This window comes from Paenibacillus oenotherae (assembly GCF_019443105.1).
Classification (GTDB): domain Bacteria; phylum Bacillota; class Bacilli; order Paenibacillales; family Paenibacillaceae; genus Paenibacillus_Z; species Paenibacillus_Z oenotherae.
Map to the genome: position 1 here is coordinate 957,953 of NZ_JAHZIJ010000001.1, position 17,071 is coordinate 975,023.

The 17,071-nt window shown below is 52.8% G+C and carries 14 protein-coding genes; 4 read left to right on the top strand and 10 right to left on the bottom strand.

Going from position 1 to position 17,071, the window contains the following annotated elements; all coding sequences use genetic code 11:
- Window positions 1-137 precede the first annotated feature (137 nt).
- The 10 genes from K0T92_RS04160 to K0T92_RS04205 form a co-directional block, all read right to left on the bottom strand.
- On the bottom strand, window positions 138-1,133 hold the full coding sequence (locus K0T92_RS04160) for an NAD(P)-dependent alcohol dehydrogenase (RefSeq protein WP_219871107.1): 996 nt from the start codon (window positions 1,131-1,133) through the stop codon (window positions 138-140).
- 36 nt (window positions 1,134-1,169) lie between these two features.
- Entirely contained in the window at window positions 1,170-1,418 is a 249-nt protein-coding gene (locus K0T92_RS04165) for a hypothetical protein (RefSeq protein WP_219871108.1), read from the bottom strand.
- A 141-nt stretch (window positions 1,419-1,559) separates the two neighbouring features.
- On the bottom strand, window positions 1,560-4,202 hold the full coding sequence (locus K0T92_RS04170) for a winged helix-turn-helix domain-containing protein (RefSeq protein WP_485020571.1): 2,643 nt from the start codon (window positions 4,200-4,202) through the stop codon (window positions 1,560-1,562).
- Between the two features lie 1,144 nt (window positions 4,203-5,346).
- Entirely contained in the window at window positions 5,347-5,973 is a 627-nt protein-coding gene (locus tag K0T92_RS04175; RefSeq protein WP_219871110.1) for a hypothetical protein, read from the bottom strand.
- Between the two features lie 206 nt (window positions 5,974-6,179).
- Window positions 6,180-7,277: a sensor histidine kinase gene (locus tag K0T92_RS04180; RefSeq protein WP_219871111.1), complete on the bottom strand. Its 1,098-nt coding sequence runs from the start codon at window positions 7,275-7,277 to the stop codon at window positions 6,180-6,182.
- Window positions 7,274-7,948 (bottom strand): response regulator transcription factor, encoded by a 675-nt coding sequence (locus K0T92_RS04185; protein WP_219871112.1) that lies wholly within the window; start codon window positions 7,946-7,948, stop codon window positions 7,274-7,276. The genes K0T92_RS04180 and K0T92_RS04185 overlap by 4 nt, the downstream gene beginning before the upstream one ends.
- Before the next feature lie 129 nt (window positions 7,949-8,077).
- Complete coding sequence (locus K0T92_RS04190; RefSeq protein ID WP_219871113.1) at window positions 8,078-8,893, bottom strand: ABC transporter permease; 816 nt, start codon at window positions 8,891-8,893, stop codon at window positions 8,078-8,080.
- Between the two features lie 2 nt (window positions 8,894-8,895).
- A complete protein-coding gene (locus K0T92_RS04195) occupies window positions 8,896-9,918 on the bottom strand; it encodes an ATP-binding cassette domain-containing protein (RefSeq protein WP_219871114.1) in 1,023 nt (340 codons plus the stop codon).
- A 138-nt stretch (window positions 9,919-10,056) separates the two neighbouring features.
- Entirely contained in the window at window positions 10,057-10,674 is a 618-nt protein-coding gene (locus K0T92_RS04200; protein ID WP_246627823.1) for an SRPBCC family protein, read from the bottom strand.
- 799 nt (window positions 10,675-11,473) lie between these two features.
- On the bottom strand, window positions 11,474-12,766 hold the full coding sequence (locus K0T92_RS04205) for a phytoene desaturase family protein (protein WP_219871115.1): 1,293 nt from the start codon (window positions 12,764-12,766) through the stop codon (window positions 11,474-11,476).
- Window positions 12,767-12,979: 213 nt separating this feature from the next.
- Between K0T92_RS04205 and K0T92_RS04210 the strand changes: the two genes are divergently transcribed.
- The 4 genes from K0T92_RS04210 to K0T92_RS04225 are packed head-to-tail and all read left to right on the top strand — an operon-like array spanning window position 12,980 to window position 17,071.
- Window positions 12,980-14,545: a spore germination protein gene (locus K0T92_RS04210; RefSeq protein ID WP_343223620.1), complete on the top strand. Its 1,566-nt coding sequence runs from the start codon at window positions 12,980-12,982 to the stop codon at window positions 14,543-14,545.
- On the top strand, window positions 14,542-15,705 hold the full coding sequence (locus K0T92_RS04215; RefSeq protein WP_219871116.1) for a Ger(x)C family spore germination protein: 1,164 nt from the start codon (window positions 14,542-14,544) through the stop codon (window positions 15,703-15,705). Before K0T92_RS04210 ends, K0T92_RS04215 begins: the two co-directional genes overlap by 4 nt.
- A 2-nt stretch (window positions 15,706-15,707) precedes the next feature.
- A complete protein-coding gene (locus tag K0T92_RS04220; RefSeq protein WP_219871117.1) occupies window positions 15,708-15,956 on the top strand; it encodes a hypothetical protein in 249 nt (82 codons plus the stop codon).
- Window positions 15,957-15,973: 17 nt separating this feature from the next.
- The gene (locus K0T92_RS04225) at window positions 15,974-17,071 is read left to right on the top strand and encodes a GerAB/ArcD/ProY family transporter (protein WP_219871118.1); all 1,098 of its coding nucleotides are present in this window, start codon (window positions 15,974-15,976) and stop codon (window positions 17,069-17,071) included.

The window sequence follows — 17,071 nt, forward strand, 5'->3', positions numbered from 1 at the left end:
GCAGGAGCCCCTATTTCCCGCAGCAAATCTCTCCAGGCGTTCGCCCTCGAGCAAGCTGGAACGAGAACATCTCTGCATATTCGCAGGCATCCAGGTTCAACGTTTACGAAAATCATGCCCCAGGCAAGCGCCTCTAATTATTCTCCACCTGCTGGATCGCCGCTCACTGTGAGGATTACATTGCCCTTCTTATGTCCCTTATCGACATATTCATGTGCCTTCGCGACCTGCTCCAACGGATAGCGCCTGTCGATGACCGACTGCAGCTTTCCCGCCTCGATCAGCTCTTTGAGGTAGTTCAGGTGCTCCGCCTTATCGCTCGCTACCCCGGATATGACCCTCTTGCCACCGATTATAGAAGTCCACAATATTTGTGCAGCCTCCACATAATCCATGACAGCCAGCACATAGGATCCTTTCTGCTTGAGCGAGCCCTTGCAGCGTGAGAATGATGTCTTGCCCACCGTGTCGAAAATAATATCGTAGGCCACATCTCTCTCCGTAAAATCCTCTTTCGTATAATCGATGACCTCATCTGCGCCGAGCGACTTCACCCATCCCACATTCGCGGTGCTGCATACTCCGGTTACCTCGGCCCCAAAATATTTGGCAAGCTGTATCGCATAAGTTCCCACCGCCCCGGAAGCGCCATAGATCAGAACCTTTTGTCCGCTCTGAATATTTCCTTTCCTCAGAAAATACAACGCGGTGGATGCCCCGACCGTAACGGCAGCGGCTTCTTCGTAGCTCATATTGACCGGCTTCAATGCCACCGCCCCGTCCTCAGGCATTGCCAAATACTCGGCATACGCCCCAAAGCCAAAGCCGCTTGACGCAAATACTTGATCCCCCGGCTTGAATCGTGTGACATCCCGGCCCACGGCTTCAACTTCCCCAGCCAGTTCAACGCCCAATATCGCTTTTCTTGGTTTTGTTAGACCAATCGCTAATTTGGAGAGCGGCCAGAGGGGCAATGATTTTCTGCTGCCATTTCGAAGCCTTGCGTCTCCTGCTGTTACGGTGGCCGCCACGATTTTGATCAGTATTTCATTGTTCTTGGGAACAGGCTTTTCTACCTCTCTGAGCTGAAGAACATCCGGCGATCCGTATTTTGTACATATGATAGCTTTCATGTGGAGCTCCTTCCTTTAGGTACAGCCCTAATGGTATTAACGACCGGGGTCGGCGTAAATGACCGAGAGCAGCGGCATTCCTAAATCACGCACTCTTCTTAGCAAACCATACAATGCAGCCTGATCGGCTACGGGACCGGCAAGAAGCGTATCGCCGTTGTCTTCCAGCGTGATGGCGAAGCCCTCGAACCAGTCTTTCCACTCGGGACCCAGATGTCCCTTGATTCTGATTTCATAGACCATGGATTCGCTTGGATTCGTATTGGGGGTGAGTTTGTTTGACATTGCCCTGTACCTGTAGTGGCCAGCCATCACCATCGTCCTGACGACTGTGCCACTTGTTCAATTTATAAGTAGTATATATGCAGCAGGTATTGGCATGTAGATACTTAAGTATGGTTTTTGAGGGATTGTTGCGGGGCGGCGCTACAGCAAACCCAGCTCGCGGGCGCGTGCTACAGCTTCGGTTCTCCTTAGCACCTGCAGCTTGCCATAGATATTCCGGTTGTGTCCTTTAACTGTACTCAGGGCAAGGAACAGACGACTGCTGATCTCGTCATTCGAGAGTCCTTGGGCAATAAGCTGCAAAATCTCCAATTCGCGTCCGCTCAGTGGCTCGATTAGAGATCCGGCTGGGGCAGGACGCAGACTAGCCTGGCCTTCATTCTTCCCCTCCCCGGCTTTACATGCAGCCAGCAGCCTCCCTGTATAATCGGGCATAATTCCCTGTGCGGCCGCTGCATGCAACAGCTCCGCCATCGGATCGCCTTCATCGACAAAAATACGGATGAAGCCGCCCGGCTCCGCCAGTGCCAGCACATCGCCCAGCAACCGGGCGGCCTTGCCCGTTTCGCCATGCGCATGCAGGGCAACTGCCTGCAGTACCATAGCTTTGAGCCGTTCGTTCTCCCAGCCCTTCGCCTCTGCCTGCCGGAGCAGCGGCTCCAGCACCGCAAGCGCCGCCATTGCATCGCCCCTGGCCAGATGCACCCGAGCTTGGCTGAGAGGGAGTCCATACGTTCCAGCGAGACGATCGGCTTCCTCCAGATTGCCGAGGCGAAGCAGTGCCATCACTTGTGCCGCTGCAATCTCCGGCATCTGATGCATAAAGTTATGCTGGCGCGCAAGCTGACTTGTCTTGGCTAACGTTGCGGCAGCGCCGCTCGTATCTCCCCCGGCAAGCTTCATAGTCGACAGAAACACCTCGCCAGCAATGAATCTATCCGTGCTTTCGATCTGCTGGGCCAATTGGTCGCTCTGCTGCCAGTGCTGCTCGGCAGATTCCAGGTCATTCCACTGGTACCCTATTCGGGCCAGGCCAAGATGCGCTTCGCAGGCAACCGGCAGCGGCGGATCGCCTGCCAGCTGCAGAACTTGCCGATAGGTGGCAGAGGCCAGCTGAAGCTGGTTCTCTGCTTCCTGGAGATTGCCCAGACCAGTTGCAGCCATGATAGTAATGATGAAATGCCCAATCGCCTGGCTGGTCGATATCGCTTCGGTAAAGGCCCGGGTGGCGGCAGCGCGATCCCCTTGGAGCTGATAAGCATATCCCAGCGTCCAGGTTGTAGCCGTGCGGACAGGCAGATTGTCTGGGTGCAAATACTCCAGAGCACGCTGTGACTGGACAATGATGGCTTCTAGCTGGTGTTGGCTGACAGCCAGCGTAGCCCGTATGGCGGCAATATGTCCGACAAGGTCACGGTTCTTATCGTCCAGCTCGGCGCCCTGCAGAGCTGCTTCTGCGGATTGCAGCTTCTGTTCGACGCCGTTTATTTGGCTGGCGAACAATAGCACGGAGGCATACGCCACCAACAGCGACGGCTCGGCATTCAGCACCGATGGCCGCAGCGATTCCAGCCAGCTCAGCACAGGGCCCGCAGCACCGCGAAAGAACAGGGGCATCCCCCCTCCTTCCATGAGCCGCGCAGCGCGGTCAACATCATTTGCAGCAGCAGCATGTTTAAAAGCTTCAATCTCCAGCCCATCCTCCTCATACCACACACTGGCTCGCAAATGCAGCCCGGCTGCTTCTTCTTCAGCCGAGGCGGCGCTCTGCTGCAACCGCTGCCGCAGCAAATCAGCAAAGAGGTGATGATAACGATACCAGCGCCGCTCGTTGTCCAGAGGCACGATGAACAGATTGGCGGTTTCGAGATACTCCAACACCTCTTGTCCGGAGGCAAAAGGGCCGAGCGGCTGTGAGCCGGAGCTCAGAGGGGACAAGGATACAGGGGAGAAATCCTCTGCGCTGCCCGGCTCGGCTGCTTCGGCTTCGCTTCGCAGAACGGCATCACAAAGAGGACCGCATAGGCGATCGAGGATAGAGGTGCGCAGCAAAAAAGTCTGAACTTGCTCCGACTGCCGCTGCAGTACCTCTTCAACCAGATAATCGAGCACGAAGCGGTGGCTGCCCGTGAAGGAGTGAATGAAGCTCGCAGCATCTGTATGTCCCTGCATCGAAATCGCAGCCAATTGCAAGCCCGCAATCCAACCCTCAGTACGAGTTTCAAGCCGGGCGATATCTTCCGCTGAGAGATTCAGATTCATCACCCCGTTAAGAAATCCGGCTGCCTCGGAAGGACTGAACCTGAGGTCTGTCACACGCAGTTCGTTCAATTGGCCGCGGGCACGCAAACGGGCCAGAGGAATACGCGGGTCCTCACGAGTAGCGATGACCAGATGCATCTGGTCTGGCATGCGCTCAAGCACAAAGGCGAGGGCATCGTCAACGGGCTTGGCATCAATAACGTGATAATCGTCCAGGACAAGGACAAAGTGATGCGGGAGCGCGGTAATTTCATTGAGCAGTACCGTCAGAATCGATTTCATAGACGGCGAGCCCGGAGATTGGAGCGCAGCAAAAACGCCTTCCCCAATATTGACCCCAGCGGTCTGCAGAGCAGCGCAGAGGTAAGTCAGAAAGCGTGCGGGATCGTTATCCCCATCGTCAAGCGACAGCCAGGCGGCTCTTCGGCCGCAGCCGGAGAGCCATTCGCTGACCAGCGTTGTTTTGCCAAATCCGGCTGAGGCCGAGATAAGCGACAGCTTGCCATGCAGCCCCTCGTTCAACCGCTCCGTCAGTCGAGGACGGAGGACAGCTTTCGGCCGCGGCGGAGGGATATATATTTTAGTGGATACAATTGGCATAATCATAAATTAATTATAATAATCACAAGTTTCCGCCGTCAACCGCCGCGCCGGGTGCTCTCTTGAATGATCTGAGCGATCTTGTGGGATCGTTGAGCCGTCCGGGGTAAGCGGGCTTATGCACCTATGTGATATATGCATGATGCATGGATGCACGGATGCATGGATGCACGTATGTGATGTAAGCACGCGAAGCAATGCGCCGATGTCATCACCTGCTTGACGCATGTAATGCACGCATATAACGCACACATGTAGCGCACACATATAATGCACACATATAATGCACACATATAACACACACATATAACACACACATATAACACACACATATAACACACACATGTAGCGCACACATATAACACACACATATAATGCACACATGTAACACACACATATAACACACACATATAACACACACATATAACACACACATATAACACACACATATAACACACACATATAACACACACATATAACACACACATATAACACACACATATAACACACACATATAACACACACATATAACACACACATATAACACACACATATAACACACACATATAACGCACACATATAACGCACGCAATGATGCACGTATGTAACGCTGCAGTCGCTACCTTTGTTGAAATAATATTCCTGCTAAAGCGCAGGTTTTTCAAGGAGAAATTATCATTTTTAGTCTAAAGCCTGCAAAAGTGCATGTATCTTAGCCCGACAAGCGCTAAGTGCTCTTCTGCCGCGAAAAAAGATGCCGTTCTGCAACAATTCGATATTATGGTGTTGTTTTTCATCCAAAAGATGCGTTTTTGCAACAATTGTGCTGTTTGACACCTGTTCAACACCTTAAGCCGTAGTAGCTGAATTGCTTTCGTTGAAGCTCCTTCTGTTGAAGCTCCTTCTATTGAAGCTCCTTCTATTGAAGCTCCTTCTGTTGAAGCTGCGTCTGCTTCACCTGTTGCCGCACCTGCGGGGGCCGACTAATTGATCAAGCTCAATTAGAAAAAGAAGCCTTCAGTTCCACTTAAGAAGTGGTCCTGAAGGCTTCTTCATAAACCTTGCGTTAATGTATGCCGTGCTCTTCACGGATTTTGTACAAGCCTTGAATGACCAGATCCGCAGGATCACGATTCAACAGCAATTGCGTAAACAATACGTGAAGAGGGAAAGCGCACACGTTGTTGCCTTCCTTTATCTCTGGAAATCCGGCTTCAAAGACGATACCACTGTGCTCCTTGTTCCAATCCAGATCCGCATGAACTTGCTGCGGGGCGAATTCTTCGCGAATTGACGTGATAACCTGTGGAACCAGCACCTTATCGATAAACACCTTTGCTTCATCCTCGCTTGCGGGAGGCGTAGGAAGCAACTTGCCCCCTTCGGTCCTCATCAGCTCGACGAAGAAAGAAGCCATCCATTCTGACGGATCACCGTCCGACTGGAACTTCGCGACCAGTTCGCGAAGAAAAAAGCCGCATTCATATCCGTTATTCGAATCATCCATCACCCGATAAACAAAAACAGGACCGTAAATTTCCTTGTTTATCACCTGGCCCTCGACTTCGTCGAAGTGCTGTTTCAAAGCAACGAGGCCGTTATGGTAAACAGCCTTGATCAGTTCAACATATTTCTCTTCAGAAATGGTTTCTTGATTGCTGTTGACTTCTTCGTTTGTCTTCTCATTATTCATCGTCTGCTTCACCCGTTATCCATCATATCATTCGGCTGTTAGGCGCGTCTAGTGGGCCGTGGACAACCTTCTGCCACTCCTGTGCGTTCAGCCAGCCAAAACCAAGCCAAAGCCATCATGCTTTATTTTGCAATTCGGATTTATTGTGTCCATCTTTCCATCCCATTCACTCACTCCATTGCAATTGCGCATGGCCTCCTTTAACTTTAATTCCCACTGTGCTTCACACTGATCCTGCTGAGAGGTAGCAGAACTGTAAATTCAGTTCCTTCCCCCGGCTTGCTGCACACGGAGATCGAGCCGCCATGCAGCTCGGTAATCTTATGCGCGATGGAAAGTCCGAGGCCGCTGCCTCCTGCCGTGCGGGTACGTGATTGGTCCGCTTTATAGAATCGTTCGAAGATGCGCGGCTGATCCTGCTCAGCGATCCCCGGCCCTGTGTCAGCAATGCGGACGGCCGCCTGATCTCCGTTGCAAGCAAGATGGATGCTTATTTTTCCGCCATGTGGTGTAAACTTGATCGCGTTATGAATGAGATTGAGCCAGACCTGGCTCATCTGATCCTCATCTGCGGTGATTTCAATCTCTTCCGCCTCTACGCTCATGTCGATCTTTCGGGCTTCCCATTGCGGCTCGCAGGCAAGAAGCAGCGATACCAGCTGCTTATCCAGTCGATAAGGTTCCGGATGGAACGTCTGCTGAGCCGAATCGAGGACCGCCAGCTTCATTAGATTATCGCTTAGCTTCGATAAGCGAACACATTCCGTCTCGATAATCGTTAAATACTGATGCCGCTGCTCTAGGTCCAGCTTCTCATCCTTGAGCGCCTTGGCGAACCCGCTGATCGATGTAAGTGGTGATCCAATCTCATGCGATACGTTCGAGATAAACTCCTGCCGGAGCTCCTCCATCGCCTTTAAATTCGCCGCCATAGCGTTGATGCTGTCTATAAGCTGCACATGGGGATGCTTCTGCCGCTGTCTTCCTTTCCTATAGCCGACCGCTATCTCGATATTAACGCGAAAGTCGCCTCGCGATATGCGCTTCAACGCTTCATTCATCTCAGTAAAAAAATGATGCTCTCTTGGCCGGAGGAAAGGCCCCACAATCGCGATTGCTGTACCGAAGAGAACGAAACCGAGCGTAGCGTTAATGAGCAAGGCGAACAAACCATGAGGCTCCCATCCAATTCGCGAGTAGAGGGCCCCCGTTATATAGAATGCCGCTGTCCAGCTGAGAAACAGCGCCAATAATACCATCCCCACGCTCGCAACGAAATGGATGTATCCCGGTTCCCGCTTCATTGCTGCACCTCCAACCGGTAACCCAATCCCCGTATGGTGCTGATTCGGAAAGCGTGGCGCTCCTCCGGAAATCGTTCCCGAAGGCGCTTAATATGCACATCGACCGTTCTTTCGTCGCCCTCGTAATCGTAACCCCAGATCTGCTCGATCAACTGGTCGCGCGTGAACGTCTTGCCCGGATAACTGGCGAGCTTGAACAGCAGCTCGAACTCCTTGAGCGGCAGTGTAATCTCTGCTTCGCCCGCCCGGCACTCGAACGTATCACGGCGCAGCGCAACATCTCCGATCTGCACCGATTGCGACGCTATAATTCGATAGCGCTTCAATAAAGCCTTCACCCGTGCGACAAGCACCATAGGGTCGAACGGCTTCACCAGATAGTCGTCCGTTCCAAGCGCGAAGCCTTTGACGATTTGCGACGTTTCGCCCTTCGCCGTGAGCATGAGCAGAGGCAGATCGGTCTGACTGCGCAGCTCGCGGCACAGCTCCCACCCGTCCATGCCAGGCATCATAATATCAAGGATAACCAGATCAACCTTCATGCCGGCAAGGAGACGCAGCGCGTCCAGGCCATCCACCGCCTCCAGTACCTCCAACCCTTCCTGGCGCATGAAATGCCCCACCAATTCACGAATATGCGGGTCGTCATCAACGACTAGAATCCGAGTCATTACCGTCACCTCTTTTGCAAGCTTGCCCTAACCATCTCACCCTTGTCAAGAAACCGCGGCCTCTTCGCGGGAACGATGCGTTCCTCCCGGGTTGCGTCATTGGCTATATCTTCATCGGGTCCAGTCTATCTAGGTCCGGCGCATATACGCACGCACTGTGAGCGGTGCGAAGATCGCTACAATAACTGCAGCGCCAATGAGGGAGATGGCAAGATCCTGGCCAAACGTTCCAGCATTGGCAAGATCCCGGACAGCAGTGACAAGATGCGAGATCGGGTTGATGTTCACGAACCATTGCAGCCAGTCAGGCATCGTATTAACCGGAACGAAAGCGTTAGAGAGAAAGGTCAGCGGGAACAGCACAATCATCGAGATCCCCTGAACACTTGAAACCGTGCGTGCTATCACGCCGAAAAAGGCGAAGATCCAGCTGATTGCCCAGGAACAAACAATAACAAGCAGCGCGGCGATGGCAACATTGCCCAACCCTCCGTCTGGTTGATAGCCCATTATATAGCCCATCGTGAAGGTGAGTACCGTCGCAATGGTGTAGCGAATCGTATCTGCCATCAGTGCTCCTGCCAAAGGCGCAATGCGTGCGATTGGCAGTGACTTGAATCGGTCGAACACGCCCTTGTCCATATCTTCACGCAGCTGGACGCCTGTGGCAATCGAGGTTGTGATCACGGTCTGCACGAGAATACCGGGAATGATAACTGGCAAATAATTAGCTACATCTCCTGAGATAGCGCCGCCAAAGATATAAGTAAACATAAGAGTAAAGATAATTGGCTGGAGCGTAACGTCGAATAATTGCTCCGGTGTGCGCCGAATCTTCAGCAGGCCTCTATAGGCCATGGTCAAGGAGTTGCGCACCGTTTGACCGAAGCTTGTATATTTTTTCAATTGGCGGCCAGCGCCCGGCTTAATAGATGTACTTTGCATACTTACTTCCTCCCCATATTCGAATCTGCGGACGCCAGTGACGTATTATCCTTTACACCTTGACCCGTGGTGGCCAGAAACACCTCATCGAGAGTCGGCTTCTGCACACTAATCTCGGCCAGATGAACCCCTGCAGCACGGAGAGCGACAAGCACATCAGTGACCTTGTCCGTATTCGCCAGCGGCGCAGTAATTCTGGCGGCTTCCGCTGATATATTCGACTGGGCCGCAAGCACCTGTTCGACGATCTGACGGGCGCGCTCGATAACTTGCGGATCTTGGACCTTCAACTGCAGCGACGAAGTGCCGACAGATGCTTTTAGCTCATCAACCGTGCCTTCAGCTACCACCCGGCCATGATCGATCACCGCGATTCGGTCAGCCAGTTGATCCGCCTCATCAAGATATTGCGTTGTTAACAGCACGGTCGAGCCTGTCTTCACCAACCTGCGTATCGTATCCCACATCTGGGCGCGCGTGCGCGGATCCAGCCCGGTAGTCGGTTCGTCCAGGAAGATGAGCGGCGGCTGCGCAATGAGGCTTGCCGCCAAATCCAGCCTGCGGCGCATACCGCCGGAGAATTGCTTCAGCGGACGCCTTGCGGCCTCTGTCAAACCGAATTCCTCCAGCAACTCTGCTGCCTTGCGCCGCGACTCTGCATGCCCCAGACCGAGCAGCCGGGAGAAAATAACCAGATTCTCAACAGCGCTGAGTGACTCGTCAACCGACGCATACTGCCCTGTCACCCCGATCAATTGACGCACGATATGCGGCTCTTTGACCACATCATGCCCAAAGATGCGTGCTGACCCTCCATCCGGCCGCAATAGCGTTGCGAGCATTCGAATTGTAGTCGTCTTGCCCGCTCCATTCGGACCGAGCACGCCATAGATCGTACCGGCCCGCACCTTCATATCTACACCATCAACCGCAGACTTGCCGCCGAACGTCTTGACGAGCCCTTGCGCTTCAACCGCCCATTCGCCACTGTCTGTCCCCGCTATCCTTCTATGTTTATCACTCATCGCAATTCCTCCATATCAATGTTATATGGGGATAATAACGTAAGTTTATGAACTGAATATGAATGGAAGGAGCCGGCAATTGAACATCCTATAATGAACGAAAAAAGCTGACCCAGGCAACCCGGATCAGCGTCTTCTTTATGGAGCCTGCAGCTCCTCATCATTATTGAGTTTATGCAGCATCTCTTCCCAGTGGCGCCTCATTACTTCTCTCATATAGACGTCTTCCAGCATTTCCTGATGAATAGCGATCGTTGTTTTACCCGTATTCGTTGACAAAAAATAAATTTGGAGCCGGGACGGGTTGTCCCACTCCGGGCGTTTCCAGGTCATCCGCAGCTTATGGTAGGGCACGACGACTGTAATTTTGCCGGACACGCCTTCCTTGGACTCATATTCATGTCCCGCCTGCAACGTTAAAGAGGGCAATTCCCCGATCCATAACGGCAACCCCTTTGACGAAGTAAGGAAATCCCAGACACGCTCCTTAGTCAGGGCCATTGTCTTTCTGACACCAATTTGCACACCGGCATCTTTGGTTGTTCCAACAGGCACTCGGCCCATCATTTGCTCGTACATGAGGGCGATCCATTCGCTCCACTCCTCTGACACTCCATGCTGCTCGCCGACATAGTGCTTGATTTGCTCATGAGACCATAGCTGATCCACTTCCTGCCCAAGCTTCATGATCCATTCTTCCCATGCTAATCCCGTCGCTTCCTTCACTGCCTGCTTAAAAATAGTGCCTGCCACCATGCTCTCCTCCTGACGCATCTCTTTGCTTCATTATATAGCACAATCACTGACAAAGAAGGTCAGTGTTTGTGAAACAAAGTTTCCTGCATTAATTAACATGCTGGCCCCCTAGCGAGCATCAGCGACTGGCTTCATGCCAGCGGCAAGGGTCTCTGCAAGGGTCGGGCCGTCCGCCGTCATGCAGTGGAACACCACATGCTGGGCCGGGAGCTAGGCGCGGTGCGAGCTAGGCGCGTTGCGCAACATGCTGCGAAACGCCACGCGCTGCGAGCCGCACGGTGCGCAACATTCAGCGAAACACTACGCGCTGCGAGCCGCACGGTGCGCAACATACTGCGAAACGCCACGCGCTACGGGCCGCGCGGTGCGCAACATTCATGCAGATGTGCAGGTTTATCGCTTGAATGAAGCCGGAATCGGACGAATGCCTGCAATAATGCATCAATATGCGGCGGAATGGGCCAATAGAGACCTATACGGCGAAAAAGCCTGCACTTGGGACGGTATTTTCATCTTCAGCAGGCCGGAACGAAAGAAAGCCTGCTCTTTCGCAGGCTTGTTCTATATGTTGAAAGAACGCCCGACTATTGCGTGACCGCCAGCCAACCGTCACTCGCGGCGACTAATGCGTGACAGCAAATCATCACTCGCGCGTCACGATTCTGTGATCGTACCCGCACCTTATGTGCACTCGCTCGCGCTAAGGATACATGTGGTTGACTGCCAACACGAATCGCTTCACCTTGCTCGCCTTATGTGCACTCGCTCGCGCTAAGTGTACATGTGGTTGGACTCGCCCCTATATGCACTCGCTCGCGCTAAGGATACATAGCGCGGCGCTTTTGGCGCTAGCCAGCGAGGCGTTGAGCAGCATGCCCTCATCACCCACCCAGTCTCCTGCAACGTAGAGTCCTGCCCGTCCTTTCACGACGGGACCGGGTCTTCCCGAGTACCCGCCTCTTACCGCTGCGACGACATCATGCGCTACGAGCATATGCGGCAGAAAGCGACGCTTGATGACATGCTCACGCCATCCCGATTGAATCAGGTCGAGGAACCCTTCCAGCTCGCGTTCGTCCTGCGATGCGTTCGAGGCATCACCCGGACGCAAATATTTCATGACGTGCACGACGGAGTGATCAGGATGCTCGGTAAATTTCGCAACAGCCGAATGGTTGGAGAAATACCAGGGATAATCGGCGCCGATTGCAAAAGTCGTTTTGGGCCTTGGCATGTTGTCCATAACCAAATCCAGACATGCCGCCTGAGTAGGAACGGTCCTCTCGAACATCGCGGCTTCCTCCGGCTGAAGCGCCGGATTGAGCAGCGCCAACGTTTCTTTCGGTCCGATGGTGGACAAGACATTGTGCGTATTCAGCATTGTCCCGTCCTTTAGAGCGACCTTCATTTCCGGCTGGCTCCCTGTGACATCCCGCACAGCGGAGTGGTATCGGATCGTTACCCCCGTAGCGAGTGCTTGTTTCTGCAATTGATCCACAAGCGTCCCCCAGCCTCCATCCAGGTACAGCACTTGTCCGCGCTGAAGCTGCCCGAGCGCTGCGCCTGCACTAAGAATATCAGGAGCGTTGCAGTATGTCGCTGTGCGCACAAGAGCAAGCACGGCATTGCGGACGCGCGGGCTGGGAATATGATTGTCCAAATATTGCTGCAGGCTGACGCTCTGCAAGGCTCCGGTATCCGCTTTGCGCATCCGGCTGTAAAATCGAAGCAGCTGGATTTTCTCAGACCAGTTGAGAAACGAGCCGAGCAGAAGCTGAAGCACAGGAAGAGCGACATCTTCGCCCTTTTTGTTCCTGTATACAAGCAGGCTGCTCAGCTTGGGCATCGCACCCTTGGGAGTGACGCCAACCTCCTCCAGAATTCCGCATGCACTTTTATAAAGGGCATGCGGACCAAGATTAACCCGCGCGCCCGCCATATCCGTAGTTGCAGCTCTGCCGCCGGGCTCGGCCGACCTTTCAAGCAGCAGCACCTTCCGTCCCGCCCTCGCTGTATAGATGGAAGCCGTTAATCCCGCAATTCCAGCTCCAATGATAACAACATCCCATTTTGTTGCATCTCCATTCATCATCACACACACCTTCCTTGTCGTCTGGATACTAACAGGACGATTGAAGGAGCGGATTCGTGACAATGATTACAATCGCATCGTAGCCTGTGACCCGGCAGGGACACGACTGGTTTGTTTGGCCGCACCGGATTCTGGCCTGTATACACGAATTTGATTGGGGAATATTAACATCATATATGTTGTGCCAATGCCTAAGGAGGAATTGAGATCACTGTGCCGGGCAACTGTTCGAATCCACTAGCGCCTATTTCCACTGGCCATGATGCTGCGCAGCAAAATATGATATTGGAACGCAAGCCGGTATCAGAATGCCTGGATGATAACGAGAAGCTTATTGGAGAGGTTTTCTCAGGCTGTGGCGATCTCGTCCTCCTTCCTTGGCACTATGGTTCTGAGCTGCAACAGAGGGCCTTCTCCGTTTATTTTGACACACTGGTGCAGGAAAAGCAGATGAACTATATGAAAGCCACCTTGCAGGATTTGGTAGCTCATGAAGTGGGACAAGCTTCGTCGGTTACACCCGACGATGTGATTCGATTCTTCGGCAGCAACGGTGTATCCTTCAAATCGGCGAGCTTGCTGGCTGACTTTCGTAAGGTTGTCGACCATCTTGTGCGGGGCCATCTTCTTATTTTCTTCGAGGGCTGGGACCGGGCGATCAGCTACGATGCCTCCGGCGTCCTCCATCGCCAGCTTAGCGAGCCGATTACTGAGCCGGTCGTGCAGGGCCCGCATATAAGCACGATTGAAAATATAAAGGTGAACATCGGATTAATCCGGAACTTGCTGAAATCGCCCAGACTTAAATTCGAGAACCGGACAACAGGAGCAGAAAGCAGAAGGAGCATCGCTTTCGGTTATCTGGACGGCGCAGTCGATCCGGCGACACTCGACGAGTTCAAGCGGCGGATGGCCGATATTGACAAGGAAGAGATCATGGAAACCTCATATCTGGAAGAATGGCTGAGGGAGTCCGCATATACGCCGTTCCCGCAGGTGCGCTATACCGAGCGCCCGGATACCGCGGCTGCAGCTCTGCTTGACGGCAAGATTATCGCAATGGTAGAAGGTACGCCAACGATCATGATTTGTCCGGGACTCTATGTGGAATTTTTTATGACAAGCGAGGATTATTATAACCAGACGCTCTATTCCTCGTTAATTCGGTTGCTGCGAGTCGGCGCCTTCTTCATCGCGCTTTTGCTGCCAAGTGTTTATATTGCTCTATCAACGTTCCATTCGGAGCTTCTGCCGACCGTTCTACTGCTGACTATTCTGGATGCGCGCGAAGGAATCCCGTTTCCGGCATTAGTGGAGGCGCTCATAATGGAGTTTTTCTTTGAGCTGCTTCGAGAAGCCGGTATCCGGTTGCCTCGTCCTATCGGTTCCGCCGTCAGCATCGTCGGAGCGCTAGTTATCGGACAAGCCGCTATTCAGGCGAAGATTGCTTCTCCGGTCATGGTCATCGTCGTCGCGCTGACAGGAATCGCTTCGTTCGCTATACCCCAATACAGCATGGCGATCGCGCTTAGAATATTAAGATTTCCGCTGATGATTCTTGCTGGTACAATGGGGGGTCTCGGCGTGATGTTCGGACTGATGATGATCTTCTTGCATTTGGTTGCGCTGCGGTCATTAGACCAGCCCTACTTGGCCCCGTTGGCGCCACTTCGAATCCGTCAATTGAGAGATGTGTTTGTAGTTATTCCCAGAAAAATTCTTCTCCACCATCCGAGAAATCATCATCTGCACAAATCGAAAGGCAAGACAGAGCCATGAGATGGACGATGCTCATCCTGATCCCGGCGATGCTCTTGTTGAGCGGTTGCTGGGACAAATCAGAGCTCGTGGAATTCGGGTATGTCCAGGCTGTCGCGATTGATCTGAGCCCGCAAGGCAAATTCGAGCTGACCACCCAATTTTACAAGTCTGGAGGGGCGCCGGATACGAACGGACAGTCGCAGCAAGCGAGCAAGACGTTGAATATTCGGACTCGGGGCGGAACGATCTACGAGGCAATAAGGAGTATTCCTAACCAACTCGGCAGAGAGGCCAAATGGGACCATATGCGAGTCATCCTGGTCGGGGAACGAATGGCGAGGCAGGAGAGCATAGATAAGGTGCTTGATTTTTTCTCAAGGGATCTTGAGCCCCGGGGTACCATCTATTGCATGATTGCCGCAGGCAAGGCCAGCGCCTACTTGAATGTGAAGCCCTTCGTCGAGAATACGATCGGCCAACAGCTGCGCAAAATGGAGGAAACGGGCGCGCAATATTCGTCGAGAACTTCCCGGGTGCCGCTGCTGGATCTAATGATTCAGCTCAAGGACGGGGCGCGTGTTGCCACCATCCCATATGTGCATAGGGACAAGGCGTCAGATCAGGTATCGGTATCCGGAATTGCCTTGCTTAAAGAAGGGAAGTTGATCGGCAGCAGAATTGCTCCTGACCAAACCCCGGCGCTAATCATGCTGCTGAACAAGTATAAGTCCGGAATTGTGAAACTGCGCTGTCCGGGGACGGAGGATGACAAAGCGGCACAGGAATCGTTCGAGGTTATCACGCTATCGACACGTGTAACGCCACATATTCGTGAAGACAAGGTGAACGTTCATATCGGGATTGTCATTACGGGATCGGTCGGCGAGCTTCAATGCTCTTCTTTGATGACCAGGGAGGAAGGAAGCCGCTTTGAACAAAAGGTCCAAAAGCAGGTCGCGCGCAACGTAAATTCCGTACTTGCATTGCTGCAAAAGAAGCAACTCGATGCGTTAGGAATTGGCAATCAAATTTATCGCAGACACCCGTCTCTGTGGAAGAAGTGGAAGCCGTCATGGGACCGGCGATTTGGGGAAATTGCATTCAAGGTTGATGTCAAGGTCAATGTGCTGCATACAGGGATGAACCTTGGCAAGCCATTCCAGAAAGAGGTTGAATAAATATGCTCGCCAAGCTTGCTATCCTGGCACTGGTCTGTGCGGCAATGTTGAAATTCGATAGCGCGTGCTGGAAGCAGGCTGATCGCAGAGCTCGTATCGTGTACGGCATATTGATGGTGCCTGTTGCGTACCTTGGTTTCTTGTATGTCGCAAACCTGTATAGTCCGAATCTTGACGAGCTTATTGATCTGGTCTTTCTTGAGCCGGCCAAGCGTCTGGTCGGGATAATCCAAATTTCCTCATCATCGTAGAGCCAACCGGAGGTTATATGAATAAAAAGGAAAGCATCAGCTCTATCCAGACGGCGCTGCTGTTTCTTGTTGGAATAACAGGCTCGTCCATCATTCTGATTCCTGCCTCGGTCACCGGCGCCGCCCGTAACGGCGCTTGGATATCCTTTCTTATGGCGTGGTTGGCAGGTTTTCTGCTTCTGCTGAGCATTCTTTATCTGCAAAAACAACATCCGGGGCTGACGTTCATGGAATACAGCCGCCGGATGGTGGGCAAGCCGGTGGCAACCATAATGGCGATCCTGTTTTTGCTTGCACTGTTCTGGCAGGAAGCCGCTATAATCATCGAGGTTAGCGGTTTTTTCAAAAGTACGATGATGAAAAATACGCCCTCCCCTGTCATTAACGCTATGTTTTTTACGATGGCTGCCTTGACTGCGCGGGCTGGCATCGAGGTCATGGCTCGGATGTTCAGCATTCTGGCCTTGATTATGTTCGGGTGCGTTACCGCTGTATTGTTGCTTGTTTCAGTCAATTTTCACCTGGAATTCTTGCTTCCGGTCATGCCAGACGGGATCAAGCCGATTCTGCACGGCGCCTACATCGCATACGGATTTCCGTATGCCGAGGTGGTGATATTCTCCTGGATTCTACAATTTGTCCGTAAGGATGAGGCGCAGCGGCTCGGGAGAGATATGTGTTCCGCTTTTGTGATTAATGGAACTACCCTGCTGTTCTCGATTGTTAGCAGCATTATCGTGCTGGGCCCGCTGGCGGGCGATTTGAAGTACTCCCTATACCAGCTCGCGCGACTGGTCTTCGTGCAGGAGATTATCGAGCGGATCGAATCGGTGATCGGGCTTTCGCTCATTATTGGCTCCTACATGAAATCGACCATCGTGCTGTTTATAATAACGAGGCTGCTGTCCCAGCTAAGCGGTCTGAGCAATTATCGTATCGTTATTTTTCCGACCACACTGATATGCTTGCTGCTGTCGGTTACAATGTACGCCAATGAGGCGTCATTCGTCGAAGACGGCTACGTGATGTGGCCCTTGTTCAACACGATCGCCTATGTTGTGCCCATGCTCATCGTGTTGGCCGCGACATGGGTAAATGGACGAATGAGGAAGTAG

Coding starts and splice junctions, on each gene's coding strand:
- K0T92_RS04185 (WP_219871112.1), bottom strand. CDS start 7,948: ATGACTCGGATTCTAGTCGTTGATGACGACCCGCATATTCGTGAATTG.
- K0T92_RS04180 (WP_219871111.1), bottom strand. CDS start 7,277: ATGAAGCGGGAACCGGGATACATCCATTTCGTTGCGAGCGTGGGGATG.
- K0T92_RS04160 (WP_219871107.1), bottom strand. CDS start 1,133: ATGAAAGCTATCATATGTACAAAATACGGATCGCCGGATGTTCTTCAG.
- K0T92_RS04175 (WP_219871110.1), bottom strand. CDS start 5,973: ATGAATAATGAGAAGACAAACGAAGAAGTCAACAGCAATCAAGAAACC.
- K0T92_RS04215 (WP_219871116.1), top strand. CDS start 14,542: ATGAGATGGACGATGCTCATCCTGATCCCGGCGATGCTCTTGTTGAGC.
- K0T92_RS04165 (WP_219871108.1), bottom strand. CDS start 1,418: ATGTCAAACAAACTCACCCCCAATACGAATCCAAGCGAATCCATGGTC.
- K0T92_RS04190 (WP_219871113.1), bottom strand. CDS start 8,893: ATGCAAAGTACATCTATTAAGCCGGGCGCTGGCCGCCAATTGAAAAAA.
- K0T92_RS04205 (WP_219871115.1), bottom strand. CDS start 12,766: ATGATGAATGGAGATGCAACAAAATGGGATGTTGTTATCATTGGAGCT.
- K0T92_RS04195 (WP_219871114.1), bottom strand. CDS start 9,918: ATGAGTGATAAACATAGAAGGATAGCGGGGACAGACAGTGGCGAATGG.
- K0T92_RS04220 (WP_219871117.1), top strand. CDS start 15,708: ATGCTCGCCAAGCTTGCTATCCTGGCACTGGTCTGTGCGGCAATGTTG.
- K0T92_RS04225 (WP_219871118.1), top strand. CDS start 15,974: ATGAATAAAAAGGAAAGCATCAGCTCTATCCAGACGGCGCTGCTGTTT.
- K0T92_RS04200 (WP_246627823.1), bottom strand. CDS start 10,674: ATGGTGGCAGGCACTATTTTTAAGCAGGCAGTGAAGGAAGCGACGGGA.